The 21,187-nt window shown below is 33.5% G+C and carries 21 protein-coding genes and 2 pseudogenes; 12 read left to right on the top strand and 11 right to left on the bottom strand.

Annotated features, from left to right (window positions below):
• The first annotated feature begins 602 nt into the window (after window positions 1-602).
• From JSQ73_RS02335 to JSQ73_RS02315, 5 genes are all read left to right on the top strand, one after another.
• Entirely contained in the window at window positions 603-1,520 is a 918-nt protein-coding gene (locus JSQ73_RS02335; protein ID WP_214249525.1) for an ankyrin repeat domain-containing protein, read from the top strand.
• Complete coding sequence (locus tag JSQ73_RS02330; protein ID WP_214249503.1) at window positions 1,504-3,291, top strand: pentapeptide repeat-containing protein; 1,788 nt, start codon at window positions 1,504-1,506, stop codon at window positions 3,289-3,291. Before JSQ73_RS02335 ends, JSQ73_RS02330 begins: the two co-directional genes overlap by 17 nt.
• 35 nt (window positions 3,292-3,326) lie before the next feature.
• Entirely contained in the window at window positions 3,327-3,935 is a 609-nt protein-coding gene (gene gmk, locus JSQ73_RS02325) for a guanylate kinase (RefSeq protein WP_214249502.1), read from the top strand.
• A gap of 343 nt (window positions 3,936-4,278) precedes the next feature.
• A complete protein-coding gene (locus JSQ73_RS02320; RefSeq protein WP_234301863.1) occupies window positions 4,279-5,535 on the top strand; it encodes an ankyrin repeat domain-containing protein in 1,257 nt (418 codons plus the stop codon).
• A 320-nt stretch (window positions 5,536-5,855) separates the two neighbouring features.
• Window positions 5,856-6,236 (top strand): hypothetical protein, encoded by a 381-nt coding sequence (locus JSQ73_RS02315; RefSeq protein WP_234301862.1) that lies wholly within the window; start codon window positions 5,856-5,858, stop codon window positions 6,234-6,236.
• Here the strand turns inward: JSQ73_RS02315 and sdhA are convergent.
• Both sdhA and JSQ73_RS02305 read right to left on the bottom strand, forming a co-directional pair.
• The gene (gene sdhA, locus JSQ73_RS02310; protein ID WP_214249501.1) at window positions 6,208-8,007 is read right to left on the bottom strand and encodes a succinate dehydrogenase flavoprotein subunit; all 1,800 of its coding nucleotides are present in this window, start codon (window positions 8,005-8,007) and stop codon (window positions 6,208-6,210) included. The genes JSQ73_RS02315 and sdhA overlap by 29 nt on opposite strands.
• 208 nt (window positions 8,008-8,215) lie before the next feature.
• Window positions 8,216-8,626 carry a zinc-ribbon domain-containing protein gene (locus JSQ73_RS02305; protein WP_214249500.1) on the bottom strand — a complete coding sequence of 137 codons (411 nt, stop codon included), beginning with the start codon at window positions 8,624-8,626 and terminating at the stop codon, window positions 8,216-8,218.
• 33 nt (window positions 8,627-8,659) lie between these two features.
• Here JSQ73_RS02305 and dapD point away from each other — a divergent pair, with 33 nt between their 5' ends.
• Window positions 8,660-9,502, top strand: a complete 843-nt coding sequence (dapD, locus tag JSQ73_RS02300; RefSeq protein WP_214249499.1) for a 2,3,4,5-tetrahydropyridine-2,6-dicarboxylate N-succinyltransferase — start codon at window positions 8,660-8,662, stop codon at window positions 9,500-9,502.
• Here the strand turns inward: dapD and JSQ73_RS02295 are convergent, their stop codons facing one another.
• Window positions 9,503-9,784 carry a DUF2610 domain-containing protein gene (locus JSQ73_RS02295; RefSeq protein ID WP_214249498.1) on the bottom strand — a complete coding sequence of 94 codons (282 nt, stop codon included), beginning with the start codon at window positions 9,782-9,784 and terminating at the stop codon, window positions 9,503-9,505.
• Complete coding sequence (locus tag JSQ73_RS02290) at window positions 9,785-10,156, bottom strand: hypothetical protein (protein WP_214249497.1); 372 nt, start codon at window positions 10,154-10,156, stop codon at window positions 9,785-9,787.
• 95 nt (window positions 10,157-10,251) lie between these two features.
• Between JSQ73_RS02290 and JSQ73_RS02285 the strand changes: the two genes are divergently transcribed.
• A complete protein-coding gene (locus JSQ73_RS02285) occupies window positions 10,252-11,280 on the top strand; it encodes a class I SAM-dependent methyltransferase (RefSeq protein WP_214249496.1) in 1,029 nt (342 codons plus the stop codon).
• 77 nt (window positions 11,281-11,357) lie between these two features.
• On the opposite strand, the gene JSQ73_RS02280 is transcribed toward JSQ73_RS02285, so the two are convergent.
• From JSQ73_RS02280 to dprA, 3 genes are all read right to left on the bottom strand, one after another.
• Window positions 11,358-11,555: a hypothetical protein gene (locus JSQ73_RS02280; protein ID WP_214249495.1), complete on the bottom strand. Its 198-nt coding sequence runs from the start codon at window positions 11,553-11,555 to the stop codon at window positions 11,358-11,360.
• Window positions 11,556-11,729: 174 nt separating this feature from the next.
• Window positions 11,730-11,870, bottom strand: a complete 141-nt coding sequence (locus JSQ73_RS02275; RefSeq protein WP_214249494.1) for a hypothetical protein — start codon at window positions 11,868-11,870, stop codon at window positions 11,730-11,732.
• Window positions 11,871-12,135: 265 nt separating this feature from the next.
• Window positions 12,136-13,212, bottom strand: coding sequence for a DNA-processing protein DprA (gene dprA, locus JSQ73_RS02270; RefSeq protein ID WP_214249493.1), 1,077 nt, complete (start codon window positions 13,210-13,212; stop codon window positions 12,136-12,138).
• A 61-nt stretch (window positions 13,213-13,273) separates the two neighbouring features.
• Here dprA and JSQ73_RS02265 point away from each other — a divergent pair, with 61 nt between their 5' ends.
• Window positions 13,274-13,651 carry a ferredoxin family protein gene (locus JSQ73_RS02265; RefSeq protein ID WP_214249492.1) on the top strand — a complete coding sequence of 126 codons (378 nt, stop codon included), beginning with the start codon at window positions 13,274-13,276 and terminating at the stop codon, window positions 13,649-13,651.
• A gap of 29 nt (window positions 13,652-13,680) precedes the next feature.
• Here JSQ73_RS02265 and JSQ73_RS02260 read toward each other — a convergent pair whose 3' ends face one another.
• Entirely contained in the window at window positions 13,681-13,947 is a 267-nt protein-coding gene (locus tag JSQ73_RS02260; protein WP_214249491.1) for a hypothetical protein, read from the bottom strand.
• A 564-nt stretch (window positions 13,948-14,511) separates the two neighbouring features.
• Here JSQ73_RS02260 and JSQ73_RS02255 point away from each other — a divergent pair.
• Window positions 14,512-15,465 (top strand): D-alanine--D-alanine ligase, encoded by a 954-nt coding sequence (locus tag JSQ73_RS02255; protein WP_214249490.1) that lies wholly within the window; start codon window positions 14,512-14,514, stop codon window positions 15,463-15,465.
• Complete coding sequence (locus JSQ73_RS02250; RefSeq protein ID WP_214249489.1) at window positions 15,446-16,204, top strand: cell division protein FtsQ/DivIB; 759 nt, start codon at window positions 15,446-15,448, stop codon at window positions 16,202-16,204. The genes JSQ73_RS02255 and JSQ73_RS02250 overlap by 20 nt, the downstream gene beginning before the upstream one ends.
• 132 nt (window positions 16,205-16,336) lie before the next feature.
• Here JSQ73_RS02250 and JSQ73_RS02245 read toward each other — a convergent pair whose 3' ends face one another.
• Together JSQ73_RS02245 and JSQ73_RS02240 are read right to left on the bottom strand one after the other, a co-directional pair.
• Window positions 16,337-16,981, bottom strand: coding sequence for an ankyrin repeat domain-containing protein (locus JSQ73_RS02245; RefSeq protein WP_255701071.1), 645 nt, complete (start codon window positions 16,979-16,981; stop codon window positions 16,337-16,339).
• A 21-nt stretch (window positions 16,982-17,002) separates the two neighbouring features.
• Window positions 17,003-17,143, bottom strand: a pseudogene (locus JSQ73_RS02240) (transposase); the annotation flags it as partial.
• Here JSQ73_RS02240 and JSQ73_RS02235 point away from each other — a divergent pair.
• A pseudogene (locus JSQ73_RS02235) lies at window positions 17,143-17,271 on the top strand (IS5/IS1182 family transposase); the annotation flags it as partial. The pseudogenes JSQ73_RS02240 and JSQ73_RS02235 sit on opposite strands and share 1 nt — an antisense overlap.
• A gap of 253 nt (window positions 17,272-17,524) precedes the next feature.
• Here JSQ73_RS02235 and JSQ73_RS02230 read toward each other — a convergent pair.
• Window positions 17,525-18,052, bottom strand: coding sequence for a hypothetical protein (locus JSQ73_RS02230; protein ID WP_234301861.1), 528 nt, complete (start codon window positions 18,050-18,052; stop codon window positions 17,525-17,527).
• A 391-nt stretch (window positions 18,053-18,443) separates the two neighbouring features.
• On the opposite strand from JSQ73_RS02230, the gene JSQ73_RS02225 reads away from it, so the two are divergent.
• The gene (locus JSQ73_RS02225) at window positions 18,444-21,128 is read left to right on the top strand and encodes a 2-oxoglutarate dehydrogenase E1 component (RefSeq protein WP_214249457.1); all 2,685 of its coding nucleotides are present in this window, start codon (window positions 18,444-18,446) and stop codon (window positions 21,126-21,128) included.
• The last annotated feature ends 59 nt before the right edge of the window (window positions 21,129-21,187 follow it).

The raw sequence follows: 21,187 nt of genomic DNA, 5'->3' as shown, positions 1-21,187 counted from the left end.
AAATTAAGTATGCACTGAAGTAGACTGTGCTATATTTTTTCATTGAGAGATTAGTTGAAAAGTCTGCAGACTTGAATAAGGTGAATTTCGAGCTTTAAAATACCCTCATTTTCACTAAAAATAATTAAACTACCAAATGTGTCAAGTATTTTTTTGCATTTAATTTACAACTACGAACGTTTATTTGCAAAAAATACTATAAACATAAAATGATAGATGTCATGCCAGTGCCCAGACACTGGCATCCAGTTAAATTTGCGAGCATAAAATTATGCTAAAATATAACGTTTCTAATGATGATGGAAAATGGATCCCAGTATCAAGTACTGGGATGACAAGAGAAATGGAATAACATTATGAAGGTTTCATTCCAGCGCGTGACGCTGGAATCGAAAAAAAACAGTGTCAGCTACTCCAATGACAATTTAAGGTAAAACCTAAATAAATGGGAAAAACTTTGATATTCAGTCTTTGCAAAATTCTACTCGTATAGAAAAGGTAATACAAATGTTTTTTATAAATAAAACCTTAAGGCATTTTTTACTGTAGATTAATCATTTGATTATAGTATCATTCTAATTAAGCCTATGACTGCAATATCTATGAAGAATACTTTATATTTCATACTATTAGTTGCTATATTTTTATCATCCAACTTGTTTGCTGTAGAGCAGTCTGAAGAAAATATAAATCAAGAAGACGTATCGAAAAGCAATACTGATGCTGAAAAAACTTCTCCGCTTCTGAGCGAACTAAAAGAAAGCACAGACTCAACAAATGTAGTCGAAATACCTTCCAGCGAGCCAAAAGAAAGCACAACCCAAAATGTAATCAATGAAGAAGTACCTTCAAGTAATGAAGGTATACAAACAAACCTACAGCCTGAAGAGGAGATTAGCAAAAAAGACACCGAACTTTCAACAAGCCAATTAACAGAGAAAAAGAAAGAAGAACAGCCTGACAATATAACACCTGTGAACAAAGAAAATGAAGAAAGCGAAAAATGGACAAAGCTAAACAAAGAAATAAAAAAAGAATGGAACCATAAAAGCAAGTCTATATATAAAAGACAATATGATAGCCTAAATGAGCACCTTCCTAAAACTATATTTACTGATGATTACAGTAAGCAATTTTTTTACTGCATAAAGAAGGGCAACTTAATTTGTCTAAGAGGAGTAATAAATAAGCTAGAAAAAATTGGATTAACAATTCAAGAAATACTAAGATTTAGAAATAAATTGGGTGATACTCCTCTAATTTATGCAGTGAAACAAGGTGAAGTAGACACAGTTCGCTTTCTCTTATTACAAGGTGCTGATCCTAGAGTAGTTGATAATAATTTTAAGTCCCCTATTGAAATAGCAATCGAAAGGAAGCAGATCAACATAATAAACGCAATTGCCGAAATGATGCCATACCTTTTAGAGGATAAAGAAATAAACAATGAAGAAGACTCAGAGATATATAACTTTGCTATAAAAACAAAAGAAAGTACCTGCGATGCAAAAGATAATTAGACTTTTGATATTAACTTTTCTAGTTGGTCATTTATGCTATGGAAATGAAATAGATGATGAAAAAAATCCAATCAATGATTTTTTAAGCGCTCTGCACGATGTAAAATACGTATCTTACAATAAAAAAGATTTCGCTAAATTTTTAGTACATTGTAATAAAGCAGGCATACCACAAGATTTTAAGAAAGGTTTTGGCTCTAATTTGAATGGGGCTAATTTTAGTCAATTATATTTAAATAAATCTATTTTTGATGGAGTAAGTTTAATTGGTGCTGATTTTTCTAATACCGATTTATCAGATGTGTCTTTTATCGATGTTGATTTACGTGGTGCTAATTTTTCCAATGCTAATTTACATGGTGTTAAAATACAAGGCACAAATTTAAGTTTTTCAAAATTTGCTTCTACAAATCTAACAGATATCATATTTGATCAATCTAATATCAGTTATGCTGATTTTGTCAATTCTAATCTCAACAAAGTAAGTATGCGTAATATAATTGGTTTGCATACCAAATTTTTGAATGTAAAAATGAATTTATCCGATTTATCAAACTCAAATGCTAGCTACATAAATTTTAGTGATAGTGAAATAAACGACACTGTTATGCAGAAGAATAATTTCGACAATGCAAGTTTCTTTGGAGTGGATGCACACAAGCTTAAGATACAATTCTCTTCACTAAAAAACGCTAATATATACGGTGCTAAAATAAAAAAATTGGATTTTACAGGTAGCAATCTTTCGAACGCCTATTTTAATGCTTCTATTATAGTTGATAGTAACTTTGAAAAAGCCAATTTAAGCAATTCACAAATTTCCTATGTGAAAGGGGATAATTCAAACTTCATTAAATCTATACTAAATGGTTCCAAGATAAAACATGCATATGTTTTCGAAGCAGACCTTCAGGATGCTGACTTATCTAATATTGATTTTAGTTTTAGTGAATTGTATAAAGTTAACGCCTATGATGCTAACATTTGTCACGGAAAGTTTCATAATACTAAAGTTGTGAATTCTGACATGAATGGTTCGTTCTTTGATCATTCATTGTTTACCTCTGCAAAAATAGAAGATTCAGATCTTTCCACAACTTCAATGTATAAGACAAAAATTCAAGACTCTCAAATTTATAATAGTACTCTTTCCCACCATAGTATTGACTTCAGTGAGATAGAAAATTCAATATTCTTCAAATTATTAGCTGATAATTCGAGCTGGTCTAACTTAAAAGTCACTAATTCAAATTTTATTGAAAGTGATTTCAAATCCTCCGTGTTTTATGATAATACCTTTAGAAAGACTAGTTTTTTTCTTAGCAATTTGAGTGATTCGACAATAAGTGATATGTCTTTTCTCTCTTCAAGCATATATAAAAGTTCAATTGCTGATATTCATTTAACAGATTGCAAATTTGATAATTCAATTTTGATTGATAATCAGGGACAGAGCAAAATTACAGGTCTAGAGAGTGCTATAACTTCAATTAAAGATCTGCAAGAGAAAATATCGCAGGGTGAAAAATTTGATGTAAATTATTCTTACTTTGAGTTTAAAGACATGAATTTAGAAAATGCTAATTTTTCTAATTCAATATTAAGTAGAGCAAAGTTTGTAAACGTTAATTTGAATAAGGCAAATCTTGAAAAAGCCGATTTACGTTATACTGTCTTTGATAATTCCTCTCTTATTGATACCAATTTATCAAATTCTAATTTAGAGGGCTCTAGTCTTTTAAACTTTGATTCAAAAAATACAAAGTCTTAAAAAAGCTCTATAATGTACTTGTTAAATAAAGAAAAATGACCGTAAAAAATGAGGGCATACTACTGATTCTATCCTCTCCTTCTGGAGCTGGAAAAACTACTATATCAGAAAAATTACTTGAGCAATCAACCGATTTAGTTATGTCTGTTTCTATGACTACACGCAAACTTCGTCCCGGTGAAGTAAATGGAAAAGACTATTTTTTCGTTACTGAAGAAAAGTTTCATGAACTATGTAAGGCTGGTCAAATGCTTGAATATGCTAAAGTTTTTGAAAATTTTTACGGTATACCAAAAGATTTTATAGAACAAAACCTGAGTAGTGGCATAAGTGTTTTACTGAATATAGATTGGCAAGGAGCATTTCATTTATTTGAAATCTTAAGAGAAAAAGTTGTAAGTGTTTTTATACTACCTCCCTCAATGGAAGAGCTTAGACTGCGTCTACAAAGGCGTAATAGTGATGATGAAATTGAAATAGAGCGGAGATTAGCCGAAGCGCAAAAAGAGATAAGTAAAAGTAATAAATATGATTACGTAATAATTAATGATGATCTTGATAAAAGCGTAGAAGAGATAAAATCAATACTAAGTAAGGGAATGCTTAAAAAATTAGAAGAAAAATCAAGTTTGAAAGATCTATAAAAACATTGGTTTACCTCTTTCAGTAGCACTCATGCTTCACAGTTTAGCCACATTTATTATTTTTTAAGATAAAATAGTTAAAATAGTAGACAAGTGCTAAAGTGGGGATTTGAATATGACAATAGATTTTCTAATAGAAACTAGTTTTCTGCCTTTTCACCTATATTTCGATAACATCTAGCTCAATTTAAAAGTTTAATCCAATTCGTTAACGCCAAATAGCTTTTAATATTGAGGTTTTAATATAAGTATAGATCTAAGTGTATTAGTTACTAATGCAAACAAACTAGATAAATATATAAACAAAAATGAAAAACAAGAGCAAGATAAAAAAGACAAGCAATTGTATAATATTATAGATAAAAAGGTAAAAAAAGAAAAACATAAGCATGAAAAATCAAGAAGTCGAGATGAAACACTCAAGGAATGTAAAAGGTTATTTAAGGAAGGCGCTAATCCTGAAGTATTAACTAAATTAGAAGAATCTCTTAGAGAACAGGAAAAATATCACAGATATTATGTCCAATGTTTCCTTCCAGTGCTAGGTGAAGTAATAGAACGATTGAAAAGAATATCAAATGAAACAAAAAACCAAGTAATTTCTGAAATCACTAAAAGTTGTTTGAGTAGGTACAATAAACAAGACCGTGGCTACGGTAGCGATTTTAAAGATGAAATGAACGGAATATCAGATTCTGATAGCGATTTTGAAGATAGAATAAATGGAATATCGGATTCTGATAATGACCAGTTACTAAATGCAATCCAAAATGGAAACAACAGGAAATTTAGAAAATACCTAAAAGATTGCACAAATGTCAGTGGCATAACAGATAAAAAAGGAAATAATATTTTACACCTTATTGCATCGCTCAAAAAGAAACAAAAGCTTAAGTTTCTAGGTACCTTGATAAAAATAGCTAACGAGAAAAATTTAGTACAACTTGTTGATAGTGAAAATCAAGAAGGAAAGACTCCTTTTCAGGTAGCACTAATTAACAAGATAATAAAAGGGAAACATGATTCTCACACAATCCAAGATAACGATAAAACACTTAAGTTTCTTACAAAATTGCTAGAGTATGGAGCTAGCTCTGACAATTTAGGATTATCTACAAAAGAATTACAATACTTAAAAGAAGAACAAAAGACATACTATTGTGATTTCTTAGAAAAATTAGCAAAGTCAGTAAAGAAACCTGAGTTAAAATCAGAAATAAGAACAAAAATTAAAGAAATTATACCACATACCATAAATACTCCAGATAGTAATGATAATTATCAACTACATTTAGCAATTAAAGATAAAGATGAAAAATCTTTTAAGGAATTATTGAAAAAAGGAGCAGATATTAACCTTAAAGATGCAAATGGCAATAATGCTTTACACCATATTGCCTTGCTGAGAGGGAAGCAAAAAGTTACATGCTTGAAATTAATATCAGCCTTAGTAAAAGAAAGAAAAATATCTGAAGATAAATTAGATGAAGCTATAAAAGCAACTAACAGACAAGGCAATACACCTCTAGAATTAGCACTAAAGAAAAAAGCAGAAAAAAAAGTATCGAGTACCTATCGCAAGAAACAATTTTTGATTTAGCAACTAATTATGATAATACAACAAAGTTTTGTGCAGCATTATTACAAAACGGTGCTAACCCTGATTCTTTATGGTTAGAAGATCCAGAACTCCATACTCAAAAATACTATTTAACTTTACGAGATCTAAAAGATTGTTCAAGTACTCCACAGAAAGCACAGGAGAAAGCTAAAGAACTAAAAGAGAAGCTTGAGGAAAAATACCACTGTGGAACTGCTTCGAAAAAATGTCAATCAGGCATTAAAAAGCTAGGTTCTGGTGTAAAAAAAGGAGCATCTGCTGTATGTAAATGCATTGATCCGGGCAGGAGAGCTAGTGTATTGTTAGCAATCACAGTAGCAACTACTATTATTACAATGGTAACACTTTCTTGCTTCCAAGGACAAATTGCAATTGGAGCAGCGTTACCCATCATAGCTATAACAGGAGTGGTCTGTCTGATATTCACTTTGGGACTTAGCGGCATTAGGAAACATGTTAAAGAATTAACCAATGATCAGCAAATCAGTAAAGATAACCTCCAAACTGCAACACAACCTGAAAATGTTACTGAACAACAAAATTTAGCTAACAACTCAGCAGCACAAGAGCAGTCAGAACATACAGAGAGCCCAGCTACTAAAATGAGCGATATATCAATACTACGATTTATAAATAAACTAGATGAATTGACTAATAAATTCTCTTTTCCGGGGCGATGAAATCAATCTCATCGCTCAAAGTTTTTTCAGCAACTTTTTTATAGTCAATCTCTACACTGACTTGGTTTTTCTTTTCTTTAAGCCATGCCATAGTATGTTTCATCCAGTTTTTATCATCACGTTCAGGGAAATCTTCACGAGCATGAGCACCTCTGCTTTCCTCGCGATTAGATGCGCATTCCATGGTAATAACTGCTTGTGGAATCATATTGGCAAGCTCCAGAGCTTCAACCAAATCACTATTCCATATCATACTGCGATCTTCAACTGCAATGTTAGGCATCATTTTTGCTACTTCTTTTATAGCTTTTTTACCTTCCTCTAAAACTTCAGCAACACGGAATACCGATGCATATTTCTGCATAGTGTGCTGCATTTCACTTCGTATTTTTGCTACTTTGAACTCCCCAGAAGCAAATCGCATTTTATTAAATCTATCTACTATCAATTCTGTATAGTCTGAATGCAATTTTTTATGTGGTGTATCAGGTTTCAATTTTTCTTTTGCCCTAAGCGCGGCAGCTCTACCAAAAACCACAAGATCAAGAAGCGAGTTGGAACCTAGTCGATTTGCACCATGTACAGAAACACATGCTGCCTCTCCTATTGCAAATAATCCTTCTACCACTTCTTCTTTACCTTTTTGCAACGTGATCACTTCCCCATGATAGTTGGTTGGAATACCTCCCATGTTATAGTGAACAGTTGGAATAACAGGTATCGGATCTTTAGTAACATCAACTCCTGCAAAGGTCTTTGCTGTTTCACTAATACCTGGCAATCTGAGCTTTATTACTTCCGGATCAAGATGAGCTATATTCAAGTACATGTGATCTTTCTTTGGCCCAACTCCCCTTCCCTCTCTAATTTCAATTGTCATTGCTCGACTTACTACATCACGAGAAGCCAAATCTTTTGCCTTTGGCGCATAAAGTTCCATAAACTTCTCACCCTGAGAATTAATGAGGTACCCACCTTCACCGCGGCATCCTTCCGTCATCAAGCACCCTGAGCCATATATTCCTGTTGGATGAAATTGCACAAACTCCATATCTTCAAGTGGCAACCCAGCTCTTACCACCATGCCATTACCATCACCTGTGCAGGTGTGTGCACTTGTTGCAGAGAAATAAACACGTCCATAACCACCTGTTGCTATTACCACAGAATGTGCACGAAATCTATGCAAAGTACCATCACACAGCGACCAAGCTATCACCCCACAGCATGTCCCTTTGTCCATAATCAAATCGATTACAAAATATTCGACAAAAAATTCAGCGTTAAATTTAAGACATTGCTGATATAGAGTATGAAGAATTGCATGCCCAGTTTTATCTGCTGCTGCACAAGTACGCTGAGCCGATTTTCCTTTACCAAAGTGAGTTGTCATTCCACCAAAGGCACGCTGATATATTTTTCCATCTTCCGTACGAGAAAAGGGTACACCAAAATTTTCAAGTTCAATCACAGCTTTGGCAGCATTTTTACACATATACTCTATTGCATCTTGATCGCCAAGCCAGTCTGAACCTTTTATTGTATCATATGCATGCCAGCGCCAGTCATCTTCAGCAATATTACTCAAAGCTGCACTAATTCCTCCTTGCGCTGCAACTGTATGACTTCGTGTAGGGAAAATTTTAGAAATGCAGGCAACTGAAAAATTAGTTGCAGCCATTCCAAGTGTTGCTCTAAGCCCTGCTCCACCTGTACCTACTATCACCACATCATACTCATGCTCTATGATTTCATACGCTGACTTATCCATATCCACTTATTTTATCATCACAGGCTTATAATATCACAGAAGTAGAAAAAATCTATACAAGTTTTCTGGATGTAAGCTTCTAAAACAAATCTATAGTAAACGATGTAATAACAATCATAGGGCGTCATGAAAGTAGCTGACATTGGAATGACACTATCATGAAGGAATAAGTGTAGTTACTTGAATGACATTGATGATTTATGCCTATTTAACTAGATCTAAAATCAGACAGAAAAAGGTAATCTTGATAAAACTCATTTACAACAAGTTCTCTCGCACTTGAATTTTCCGTTTGCACTTTTTTGTATCCTAATTTATGGCTTATTGAATCTTTATATGCACTAACTGCTTTATATATCTTACTTACCTCTCCTGGAAAGATACCACCAACAATTATAACGCATAACCCTGCAACTGTTGCAAAAGCTAGAGTTAAACTTTGCCTCCAGTTAGCTTCTTTTTCTTGTATACCAGAAGGGCACAATTCACTTGACATTTCTTTTAGATACTCATGCCACATGTGATTGCAGTTTGTACATTTCACTTTTCTTCCAGATTCACCTATTTGCCCACGAGATATTAAGTAAGTTTTAGTACAATTATGACATTGTATTTTCATAGTGCTTACGTATAATATAAATTTGATATCAATATGTATATAATAAATGAAAAATTTGCAACTAAAAAATTACAAGATGAGATAGAAAATATTTGGAAAGATAAAGAAAAACTTAACGACTGTAATCTAAAATACGAAGCAAGATTAATAATCAAAGAGGTAATTGAGTTACTTGACATTGGTAAAATTAGAGTAGCAGAAAAGCTATCAAGTAGAGAATGGATAGTACATAAATGGATAAAGCAGGCAATATTATTACACTTTCTCACTGAAGAAAGCAAAATAATAGACAACACCAATTGCTGGTTTGACAAGATCGATAGCAAGTTTAGTAAATGGAATGAGGAGAAATTTTACCAGTCAAAAATTAGAGCAGTACCTGGGTGTTTTGTCCGCCAATCTGCTTATATAGGTAAAAATGTTGTTCTAATGCCAAGCTTTATTAACGTTGGTGCATACATCGATTCTGGTACAATGATAGACACCTGGTCAACAATTGGTAGTTGTGCACAAATAGGGAAAATTTGCCATATTTCTGGTGGAGTGGGAATAGGCGGAGTTCTTGAACCTGTTCAAGCTTCTCCGGTTATTATAGAGGATAATTGCTTTATTGGAGCGCGCAGTGAGGTAGCAGAAGGTGTGATAATAAGAGAAGGATCAGTCCTTGGCATGGGGGTGTTTATTGGAGCATCAACAAAGATCATTGATAGAGAAACAAACAAGATATTTTATGGTGAAGTGCCACCTTATTCCGTAGTTTTACCAGGATCTACTCCATCTAAAAATAATATCTCAACCTATTGCGCAATTATAGTAAAAAAAGTAGACAAGAAGACAAGATCAAAAACCTCCATAAATGAAATATTGAGAATCTAACTATTTGCCGTTATTTTTTTTATCATTATTGCTAACTACAGTAATGGCATATGCACATAATTCTGAAAAAGAGATCCCGTTTTCTTGAGATAACTTATATAATTTTTGCAGACTTTCTTTGACTTTATTAGGTATATTTCCTCCACGCTCCTTTGTAAGCCAGTAATCTTGATGGTGAATTGGATGAGTATCACCCTTTGGATCTCCTATGTATATTGCAAAAGGCGAATTTTGTCCTTTAAAATCACACTGTACAGTAAATTTTTTGATGGATGCAGTCATTTAAAGACCTCTACTTTTCTTTTTAATCGATTTTATAGCAGGTGGGAGAGATGGTTTTTTGATAAAATCTTGTCTATTGAGTATATTTTTTTTTCCTTCTAAAGCTCTGCGAATATCAGCTCTGCTCAATTGTGACTCTTTTGCTAACCTCATTCCATGCTTTACCATAATATTAGCATATGCTAACACTTTTTTTACTAACTCTAGGTCACCATTCAACATTTTAACTAATGCTTGAAATACCTCCGCTAAAGTTAATCCATCAGCACCTACAACCTTATTTTCTACAAAATTGACAACTTCTTCAAATTTATATTCAACACCATCATCTTGAGGTATAAGGGTAATATAATCCGTATCTTGACTATTCATAACCAAAGCACTATCGCCTTTAAACTTATATTATATATATAAATACTCCACTATTTTATAGTATGGCACGCTATAGTTAAACATTTATTAATAATATGCTTACTTATATACACGAATTAATTGATAAAAGCCAAGGATCAATATCCATCAGTAATTTTATGAATGCTGCTCTATATCATAAAGAGTACGGCTATTACATGAATAAATTACCACTTGGCAAAGATGGTGATTTCATTACTGCACCTGAAATTAGTCAGCTATTTGGTGAAACAACTGCAGTTTGGATAATGGATACATGGGAAAAATTAGGAAAGCCATCAAAATTTTCTCTAGCTGAACTTGGGCCAGGTAAAGGAACACTAATTCATGATGTAATAAGAGTCACCAAAAAATATAGCTGTTTTTTTAGCTCAATGGACATTCATCTAGTTGAGATAAGCCCTATTTTACAGAAAATACAAAAGGAAAAATTAAAGGGATTAGATATTAATTGGCACAAAGATGTCGACAACTTACCAAATCAGCCAACTATTTTTTTTGCAAATGAGTTATTTGACGCCCTTCCAATTGACCAATTTATTTATCGTGATGAGCAGTGGTATGAAAATAGAGTAATAAAACAAGATGATGGCAGTCTTTCATTGTCACTCCAGTGCTTAACCAGACCAAAAATTGGATTCCTGACTGGAATGACAGGGGGTTTCAATGGTGCAGTAGTGGAAGTATGCCTAGCCGGAATCGACATATTAAAGAAACTTGAGAATAAGATAGTCAATAACGGAGGAGCTGCCCTGATTATAGATTATGGTTATGTATATCCTGAATATAAGAGCACTTTGCAATCGATAAGGCAGCATAAATATACTAATTTTCTTGAAAACGTCGGTAATAGTGACATCACTGCACTTGTGAACTTTCAATCATTAAAAGATTCATTAAGGCACGTAAATTGTGAGATTTTGACTCAAAGAGAATTTTTACACCTTTTTGGTATAAAGGAAAGAGCACAAGCTTTAATGAAAAATGCAAGTAATGAACAGAAAAATAAGATCTTCAGTGAATTTTTAAGGTTAACTGAAAATATGGGTACTCTCTTTAAGGTAATGCTGATTCACCATTTGTAGTCTTGTGTAGTTCTTATGTTAAACATACAAATACTAAAAAACTTACAGAATAAAAAAGGTAAAAGAAACGTATCTGTTCAGCAGAGCGACAAAATAAGATAGATGAAAAAGACAACTAAATGGTTGTCATGCAAGTAGCTATCAAGTCTTTTCGTCGTCAAAAACGTTGTAACATGCTCACTTTGAATATTTGACTGATTTTTTATCGTCACTGTTTTTTTATCGACTCCTTTGAAAACACGTTCTTTCAGATCCTCACTATATGGACTTGGCATCTTCTTCTTTCTCATTACTTATTATACCATTCTAACCAATTTTGCCATATAGCTAAACCTTTCTTGGGTTAGCTATAGATGATAAAATATTTGATTCTAGTTCTTTATAGTCTACTAATCTGGTAGTTCTATTTGCTTGACTCATTTCAAACCTCCATTTTTTATATCAATTTATTACTTTTCTTTTCGGCTTGACACACTTTTTTGAACGTTCCCCACTTTTTCTATCAACTTTTCAAATTCTTCTACAGTTAAGCCTGTTATATTACGAAAATTTCTTGGGTGTTTCTTTATATTGTAGTAACTAAAGTTCATTTTTTTACCTTACTCTATCTGCTTATTCCTCTTCTACCTCTCTCCCATCATTTTATCATTACCTTTTGCAGCAGGTCTATTGATGCATGAGTCTGGAATTTAGGAATTCTGATTATATATTAAGTTAGTAAGTATAAAAGTTATGTAAAAATACAACGTTTTTAGTGAGATTACGGAAAGCCAGCGTCACACGCTGGAATGACATCTTTCTTGGTGGACTCAAATCATAATGTTTGTACGGTTGTGGACTTATAACTAAAGCAATTTAGAAAATTAATGATATTTTATTCCCCGGAGAACGCTCTATTTTGTTTTCCAACTCTAGTTCTAAAAGAGCCATTAGAGCTATGTTGGCAGAAAGTCCGCTTGCTAATATAAGTTCATCTATATCAATAGGTACAGAGTTAATATGATCAACTATAACATATTTTGCCTGTTGCAATTTTTCTTGTTTTTGGTCAGCAACGGTATCAAATAGATTTTTTTGCTGCAGAGGTAAACTAAATCTCACGCTCTCTACTATATCATCAGCGGATTCAACAAGTTTAGCGCCGTTCTTAATTAAATAATTACTACCACTATAGCGTGAATCTAAAGGAAAACCAGAAACTGCAAACACCTCTCTTCCTTGATTAAAAGCAAAATCTGCTGTGATGAGAGAACTAGACTTTTTTGATGCTTTAATTACCACAACACCGAGTGAAAGGCCAGATATAATTCGGTTTCTTTGGGAAAAATACTGAGGCTTTGGTTTAGTAGCAAATGGAAGCTCAGTAATTACTAATCCGCCATTTTCAGTGATTCTTTTGTATAGATCAAAATTTTCTCTTGGGTATACTACGTCAATTCCGCTTGCTGTAACAGCAATAGTGGGGTAATTTTTGTATATTACACTGTTTGCTGCAGTATCAATCCCTCTTGCAAGACCAGAAATTACGATGAAACCAGCTTCGCTTAAATCGAGTGCCAACTTATTGGTAAAATTTCTTCCATTCATTGAAGAATTACGTCCACCGATTATTGCAATTATCTCACGACTTAATAATGATACATCACCAAGTGTAGTTATTACAGGAGGACAATCAGAGATATTACTTAAAATTTCAGGGTAATCTGGATCACATGCTGGTGTTATTTTGGCTCCAATTTTTTCTGCATTCTTAATTTCTTCTCGTGCATTTTGAATTCCATAATCCTTGTTAATTAACTTATTAAGATATTTAAGCACTTCATATAGCGACCCACATGCTCTAAGTATACTAAAGAACTTTACTGATCCCACAGTTCTAGCCAAGCTTAGCCATATTTCTAATTCTTCGTTATTTAATTTATTTATCTTCATAAAAGGCTTGAATTTCTTATCAATTTAGTGTACCCAAGATAATGTAAATATACAGTGTTTTATGACGCATTTTGTTACAGATAAATGCATAAAATGTAAATATACGGACTGTGTAGAAGTATGTCCCGTTGACTGCTTTTATGAAGGTAAAAATATGCTCGTGATTAACCCAGATGAGTGTATTGATTGTGGAGTATGTATACCTGAGTGTCCAGTGGATGCGATTATAACTGATGATTCCATAAAAGATATTATAGAACTAGACGAAGGTTTGCTGAACAATGAACAAAAAATCTTTAAATCATTTTACAACATAAACGTAGAATATTCTCAAAAATGGCCAAACATTACAGCTAAAAAGCAACCCCTAGATACAGCAGAAGAGTATAAAGAAAAAAAGGATAAGACAGCTTATTTTGATGAAAATTTAGGGTCATAGAGTACAAAAATAGACTTACATTTTTTTGATTAAATAGACATTGAATTGTAAGCGTCTATTTCATCTGCCATAGACGATAATTGTGCACTCTCAAAACGGAGATTGTTTGCAATGTCTACTAATTTCTCACTAATTTGTGAACGAGGTTCAGGCACTGAAAAGAAAGCGTCACATCTAGTCTTGCATAGAGGTTTGTCTGTTTCATTGAACGCCTCTTCACAGTTTTTGTGGCAAATATGAGATAGGTTACGTGCCTGAAACGTTAATGAATTCGAGTTTTGTGTAGGTATAACCATAATATACTCCTAAATTAAAAAACTAACGCCACGGTAGCATTTATGTATTAATAAAATTGTAATATTTATATCAGCATAATTACTTTCCAGATAAGTTTACTTTCTTGAAAATTTCAGGAAAATATTGTACAATTACTCATGAACTTTGGTAAAACTTACGGCAAATGCTAATGTATCTTTCAGTAAAAAAACTTTACAGCATTTTACTAAACTAGTTGAGCTTACTAAGCAGCCCACTCAAGAATTAGCAGAAAAGTTATTTAATAGATCATGAAATGGAACTATCTGTAGTTGCTGATCAATATGACATTGAAGGTGTAGAAACAGTTGATTACAAAGATGTAAAGTGGAAATCAAGTGGATTACAAAATTAAATTTTTAAAGAATATTACTGAAAAAGATCTTCCAGTTTTACTTGCAATCTGGTGTTTTATCATAAAGGAACCAGTTTGCATGACACCATCTGCAAGTTTCAATATCTGTACAGCTGTGGAATTTTTTAAAGCGTTTTTTCTATTGAAGATAAAAGTATCTTTTATATATGATATATAGCAAAATATTAGGGTGCTTATGGTTCCAACTATAGCAATTTTAAGTGGTGGATTTTCTTGCGAAAGAGAAATATCGCTTATGAGCGGAAAAGCAGTAAAGCAGGCGCTTGATAGCCTTTCATATAATGCAATAGAAATAGATGTTGATAGCAACATTGCTCAAAAGCTTAAAAAAACTAATCCCGCTCTTGCTTTTATTGCTCTACATGGACCTTATGGTGAAGATGGCTGTATTCAAGGTTTAATGGAGATTTTAGGTATAAAATATACACACTCAGAAGTTATGGCTTCGGCTGTTGCTATGAATAAAGTGATGTCAAAGCATATATTCCATTCTCTTAATATCGACACTCCAAGAGGCTATGTAATTAGTCGAGAAGATGTGCTAAAAAATAATATTAAAGTTGATTATCCGTACGTCTTAAAACCGATTAACGAAGGCTCAAGCATTGGAGTACAAATGATTTTCTCACATGAGGATTACTTAGAGCTGAAAAATAACAGTTCTACTATAATGGAAAAGATGATCATAGAAGAATACATACCGGGTATAGAGTTACATACTGCTGTGTTGCTGAACGAAGCAATTGGCACTATGGAAATACGACCAAAAAATAAATTCTATGATTATGAAGCAAAGTATACAGATGGATTTGCAGAACATATATTTCCTGCTAAAATTCCTGACAACATATATAGAATGACCTTGAAACACGCACTAAAAGTTCATCAATTTTTAGGATGCAAAACTGTTTCCCGCTCAGACTTCCGTTATAATCCCCAAAATAACACTTTAAAAATGCTTGAGATTAATACACATCCTGGCTTTACTGAATTATCGTTAGTACCAGAAATTGCAAAATTGACAAAAGGAATTGCTTTTAATGAATTAATTAAAATTATTGTCAAAGACAGTTTACACCACAAGAATATTAGAGATCAAGCCGATGTTGAACAATGTTACTAGAAGCCAAAGGAGTTTTTTGCGCAAGTGTGCTTTCATGATTATAACTGCACTTTTCCTTACATTAGTACTTTATAATTCACTTGATAAAATAACAAATCGATTCAATTACTACTTTACTTGGTGTAACGATCGCTTACCGAGCTTATTAATTAGCAATGGATTTTCAATCGACAAAGTAACCGTTACTGGAAACAAATTTACAAATGAACAGGACATTCTAAGTTTAGTAGATAGAACACAACCTATCATGTATGTATCACTCTCAAAACTAACAGATAATATACAATCTGTAAGCGAATGGATAAAACATGTAAGAATTTATAGGATTTTACCCAACACCTTACGCATTGATGTAAATGAACACAAACCTTTTGCTCTTTGGAAAGATGATAACAAAACTTCAGTAATTGACTCTGAAGGTAAAGTAATCGTAGATGATTACCAGATAGATAACCTCGTTATAATCAAAGGACAAAATTCGTTATCAAGCCTAAAATTCATTAAATATATACTAGAGAGGAAAACTCAATTAAGTGATCATATTTCTTCTTGTGTTTATGTAGGCAATAGAAGATGGAATATCATACTCGATGACAGTGCCACAGTAAAATTGTCTGAAGATAATCCTTATAGCGCATGGGATTATTTAAGCCACTTGCAAAATACAACCGACTTTACTTTTAGCAATTGGAGCATAATTGATATGCGTGTTGCTGATAAGATCTTTGTGAAGAAGTGATCTGCTCGGTGCTCCTTTTCATGTCATGCAAGTAGCCCTTTCTCTTTCATTCGAGTAGCTAAAACTGAAATCCAGATTGCAAGTAATCAATTAGGTTGGATGAGTATGGGTTTTGCATTATAGAAGGAAGCATTAACCATTACTAAACAAAAAGTCTTGATCTGGAGTAGAATGTTTTAAAACAGAAACATCACAAAGATCTCTCTTAGAATGAGAATTTTCTTTAGCACGTTTTAGTTTTTTAAATATTTCAGTTTCTGTGTCTATATTCTTCTTAGCATAAGCATATAAAAGATCTAATAACTTTCCACCAGCTTGAATAGCAATTTCAACAGTAGTATTTTCATCATTACCATCTGGAGAATAGTTTAAGCTTGGTTTGAAACCATGTTTATTTTTTGATTTCAGTAATTCTTCTATCTCTATGAGCAATTCATCTAGCTTACCTATATCCTTTTCGTTTGCCGCTTTTTTTACTTTCTCAAATAAATTGTAATCCTGTCTAATTTTTTGAAAAAATTTTTCTTTTTCTTCTTTATTTTCCTTATTAATAGATGCAACTTTTATACAACCAACATTAAGATTTGGGTCAGCAAGCAGAAGGTTAATTATACTAATTTTATCATCTACTACTGCTGTATGTAAAGGAGTAAAACTTTTGTGACCCTTAGCATTAACATTAGCTTCACGCTTTAGAAGAAGTTTAACTGTACTATCTTTACCATTCATTACTGCCGTATGTAAAGGAGTAAAATTAAAATTGTTCCTAGAATTAATATTATCTTTCTCAGATCCTATTCATAATCTTTTCAGAAGCAAAGCAGCGAAAGCAAGAACGACCATTTGCAGGCTAGTGTTGAGTTTCCGCTCGCAATTTTTCCAAAGTCGCCTACATTTTTGCAACCAAGCAAAAGATCTCTCAACAACCCATCTTTTTGGTTGTTGAGAGATCTTTTGCTTGGTTGCAAAAATGTAGGCGACTTTGGAAAAATTGCGAGCGGAAACTCAACACTAGCCTGCAAATGGTCGTTCTTGCTTTCGCTGCTTTGCTTCTGAAAAGATTATGAACAGGTTCTAAGGTTTCGTTTTGTGAGTTGGCTCCTTTTTAGCTAACTTTGAGTCTTCCGAATCTTTTGTTGAAGATTTACTACTTTTCTCTTGATAATTTGATATTTCCTCATGTCCAGACTCTTTACTTAATGAACTTTCGTAGCCTGAATCTTCAGGAGATACATTCTCTATTTCTGGTTTAAAGTGTACCTTTTTTGAGGCAGTAGGAGGTGGCGGAGGTGCTATTGTTGGCCGTTTTATTCTCTCCGGCTATTTTCCTTCTTGCAGCTTAAGAGTATCTTCCTTCTGCTTTGATGTCGTTTTATTTTCCGTGCTTACTTCGTATGATTTATGTTCTTTATTGCCTTTTCCACTCTGTTTCGAATCTAAAATTTCTTTAAGTCCTTTCTTGAATAGATTAATTGTACTTAAAATATTTGTGTATTCGGTTGCTTTTTCTATAGTGAAACCTGATAATTCATCACCAATAAAATTTTTTATGTCATTATTATTAGTTGGAATATCTTTTCCTAAGACTCTATCTAATATCCCTTTTAATGTTCCAATAAAACCGAGTAGCTTTGTGCTCAAAGGTTCTACATAATTATTCAAGTCGCTATATATAACAAATTTGGCTACATCTTTTGCGTTGTTTGTAAAATTCTTCAGAGCTTGAGATAAATCTTTCAGTGTTTCATCATATTGTTCATTAATTTTTTTTGTATCCTTCAGCTTTATGACTCTTATCAAAGAATTGAGATTTTTATCATAATTGTCACTTTTAAATAGATCACTCATACCAATTACTGTTTATCGTTTACTTAAATATAAATTCAAAGTATTAAGACCGAGTAAATGTTATATGATTTATCCTCTGACTCATAAACGCTTACACTCCTAGATGTGCAAAAAAAAATTCAATCAGCAATAGTATAAAAATCCAAAAAAGATTTCATCCAAGTAGCTAACACTGGAACCTAGGAATTATGATTTGGCACAAGTTGATGAGTATAGTTGTTTTATGTTGAAATACAGCATTTATGGAAAGATTAGATGTTAGTCTAGAATGACACCCTTTCTGGAAAACTCAGATTACGTGTTTGTATAACTTAATAAGTAGAAACTAAAGGAGTTCTTTTTTAAAAAACTTAAGTTATACTCATAAGTATTTGATACTTTTGTAGTGATTATGTCCAATTTTAAAAATAACTCCTGTTTTTATGGCGATAATGTCGAATTTGTGGAAAAAATTTATAGCCGTTACTTGCAAGGCGATAAATCAATTGGAGAAGATTGGTACAGAATTTTTTCGAGCAATTTAGAAGTTAATAAAGCAGAACCCTGCAGAGCACAGAATGAAGCTAAAGTAGATGCTGATGATTTAGCAAATTTTTTCAGATCTTATGGTCACTTTTTTGCAGACTTAAATCCATTATCACCGAATGTAAATAAGGAAATAGATTATCAAAAATACTTGAATCTTTCTCCTACAAGTGACACTAGAATCTACAGAGATATTTACTGCAAGAATATCGGTTTTGAATTTATGCATATTTCCTCTTATGAGGAAAGAGTTTGGCTGCAGGAGAAAATTGAAAATCAGGTCTATACGCTAAGCCCTCAGGATAAAAAAGAAATACTAAGGCACTTGATTGAATCTGAGATGTTTGAGCAATTTCTCCATATGAAATTTCCTGGATATAAGCGTTTTTCTATCGAAGGTGGGGAGTCAGCCATTGTTGCAATTGAAAGAGTTATTAGTGATTCTGCAGCTTTTGGTATTGAAGAAATAGTTCTTGGTATGGCCCACCGAGGACGGCTCAATGTTCTAACTAAAGTGATGGGAAAAGATTATGCGGCAATGCTGTCTGAATTTCAAGGCAACCTTGAATATCCAAGTGGTCTTGAGGTGTCTGGTGATGTCAAATATCACCTTGGTTACTCTTCTGATCGAGCACTTGCTGGTGGTAAAAAAATACACTTAAGTTTATGTCCTAACCCATCTCACCTTGAGGCGGTAAATCCGGTTCTAGCTGGAAGAGTAAGGGCAAAACAAAATACGAGATCTGTGCTTGGAATATCAATTCATGGTGATGCAGCTTTTATCGGTCAGGGAGTGGTTGCTGAAACCCTGACTTTGAGCAACATTGAAGGTTATAAAGTTGGTGGTATCGTGCATATTGTCATCAATAACCAAGTTGGTTTTACTGCGAATCCTCGTTGTGCACGCTCTTCTTTTTATTGTACTGATGTAGCAAAATCAATAGAAGCTCCAATATTTCATATTAATGGAGATAATCCAGAAGCCGTGAGTTTTGCCGCGAGTTTGGCAATGGAGTATGTGCAGAAATTTAAAAAGGATGTGGTGATTGACATAATATGCTACCGCAAATATGGCCATAATGAAGGTGATGAACCAAATTTTACTCAGCCACTTATGTATAAAGAAATATCAAGGCATAAAACTCCGGGAACAATTTACGAAGAGAAGCTGGCTGCAGAGAAAGTCCTAATTAGTGATGAAGTAAGTAAATTGCGCAGCGAATTTAGGGTAAGGTTGGATAAAAGTCTTGCTGAGTCAGTGACTTACACTCCAAAAAAAGCTGATTGGTTTGATGGAGTGTGGTCGAAATTGAGAAGAGCAAAGTTGAACGATTTGAGTGAATATTATACGGACTCTGGTGTTTCACCAGATGAGCTAAAAAAATTAGGTGTACACATAAATAGCAATATTCCAAGTAGTTTTAATCTCAATAATAAAGTGAGGAAAATACTTGATGGCAGAATAGAAAGTATAAATTCCGGTAGCAACATAGACTGGGCCACTGGTGAAAGTCTTGCATTTGCGTCATTGCTTAAAGAAGAAATAGGAGTGCGCTTGTCAGGACAAGATTCTGGTCGTGGTACCTTCTCGCACCGTCATTCAAGGCTTGTTGATCAAGTAACGGAAGAAGATTTTATTCCACTAAACAACATAAGTGAGAAGCAAGCTCGCTTTGAAGTTATAGATAGCGCACTATCTGAGTATGCTGTGATGGGTTTTGAATATGGATATAGCCTTGACTCTCCATATTCACTGGTGCTCTGGGAAGGGCAATTTGGTGATTTTGCAAATGGTGCGCAAATCATGATCGACCAGTTTATTGCATCATCAGAAACAAAGTGGTTGCGATCAAGTGGTCTAGTTTTACTTTTGCCTCATGGTTATGAAGGGCAGGGGCCTGAGCATAGTTCTGCTCGTATAGAGAGGTTTTTGCAACTCTGTGCGGAAGATAATATGCAGGTGGTTAATTGCTCTACTCCTGCGAATTATTTTCATGTTTTACGCCGACAAATTAATCGAGATTTTCGTAAGCCTTTAGTGGTGTTTACACCTAAATCACTATTGCGTCATAAAAGCGCAGTTTCTAACCTTTCTGACTTTGAAGGAAAATTTCTTACGGTAATTCCAGAGTGTAGAACAGGTTTAGTTGCAAGTGATAAAATACGTAAAGTTGTAATATGTAGTGGTAAAGTTTATTACAACATAATTGAAATGCTTGAAGCACAAAAAATAAACGATATAGCAGTAGTGCGTTTAGAACAATTTTATCCATTCCCGGCCGATAAACTAAACAGTGAACTCGAAAAATATAAGAACGCTGAAATTGTATGGTGTCAAGAGGAACCAAAAAATATGGGAGGATGGTTCTTTGTTAATCCGTTAATAGAAGAGGTTCTATCTAATCTAGACACTCAAGCAAGAAGGCCTAAATGTGTTGCAAGACCCGCTGCTGCATCTCCTGCATGTGGTTATACTAAGATCCATGCTTATCAGCAAGCAGAAATTTTGAAGCAAGTTATGCATGTGCAAGCACTGAACGTAGATGCCTAAAACCAGTGTTCCATTTCTTGTCTAGACACTCAAGCAAAGAGACCTAAATGTGTTCGCTG

The sequence above is a fragment of the Wolbachia endosymbiont of Anopheles demeilloni genome (assembly GCF_018491735.2).
Classification (GTDB): Bacteria; Pseudomonadota; Alphaproteobacteria; order Rickettsiales; family Anaplasmataceae; genus Wolbachia.
The sequence above is the reverse complement of the archived record's forward strand: the minus strand, read 5'-3'. Positions and strand labels throughout refer to the sequence as shown.

Bases quoted from the DNA above. Each gene is read 5' to 3' on its own strand.
- JSQ73_RS02335 (WP_214249525.1), top strand. From the start codon at position 603: ATGAAGAATACTTTATATTTCATACTATTAGTTGCTATATTTTTATCA.
- JSQ73_RS02330 (WP_214249503.1), top strand. From the start codon at position 1,504: ATGCAAAAGATAATTAGACTTTTGATATTAACTTTTCTAGTTGGTCAT.
- gmk (WP_214249502.1), top strand. From the start codon at position 3,327: ATGACCGTAAAAAATGAGGGCATACTACTGATTCTATCCTCTCCTTCT.
- sdhA (WP_214249501.1), bottom strand. From the start codon at position 8,007: ATGGATAAGTCAGCGTATGAAATCATAGAGCATGAGTATGATGTGGTG.
- JSQ73_RS02305 (WP_214249500.1), bottom strand. From the start codon at position 8,626: ATGAAAATACAATGTCATAATTGTACTAAAACTTACTTAATATCTCGT.
- dapD (WP_214249499.1), top strand. From the start codon at position 8,660: ATGTATATAATAAATGAAAAATTTGCAACTAAAAAATTACAAGATGAG.
- JSQ73_RS02295 (WP_214249498.1), bottom strand. From the start codon at position 9,784: ATGACTGCATCCATCAAAAAATTTACTGTACAGTGTGATTTTAAAGGA.
- JSQ73_RS02290 (WP_214249497.1), bottom strand. From the start codon at position 10,156: ATGAATAGTCAAGATACGGATTATATTACCCTTATACCTCAAGATGAT.
- JSQ73_RS02285 (WP_214249496.1), top strand. From the start codon at position 10,252: ATGCTTACTTATATACACGAATTAATTGATAAAAGCCAAGGATCAATA.
- JSQ73_RS02280 (WP_214249495.1), bottom strand. From the start codon at position 11,555: ATGCCAAGTCCATATAGTGAGGATCTGAAAGAACGTGTTTTCAAAGGA.
- JSQ73_RS02275 (WP_214249494.1), bottom strand. From the start codon at position 11,870: ATGAACTTTAGTTACTACAATATAAAGAAACACCCAAGAAATTTTCGT.
- dprA (WP_214249493.1), bottom strand. From the start codon at position 13,212: ATGAAGATAAATAAATTAAATAACGAAGAATTAGAAATATGGCTAAGC.
- JSQ73_RS02265 (WP_214249492.1), top strand. From the start codon at position 13,274: ATGACGCATTTTGTTACAGATAAATGCATAAAATGTAAATATACGGAC.
- JSQ73_RS02260 (WP_214249491.1), bottom strand. From the start codon at position 13,947: ATGGTTATACCTACACAAAACTCGAATTCATTAACGTTTCAGGCACGT.
- JSQ73_RS02250 (WP_214249489.1), top strand. From the start codon at position 15,446: ATGTTGAACAATGTTACTAGAAGCCAAAGGAGTTTTTTGCGCAAGTGT.
- JSQ73_RS02230 (WP_234301861.1), bottom strand. From the start codon at position 18,052: ATGAGTGATCTATTTAAAAGTGACAATTATGATAAAAATCTCAATTCT.
- JSQ73_RS02225 (WP_214249457.1), top strand. From the start codon at position 18,444: ATGTCCAATTTTAAAAATAACTCCTGTTTTTATGGCGATAATGTCGAA.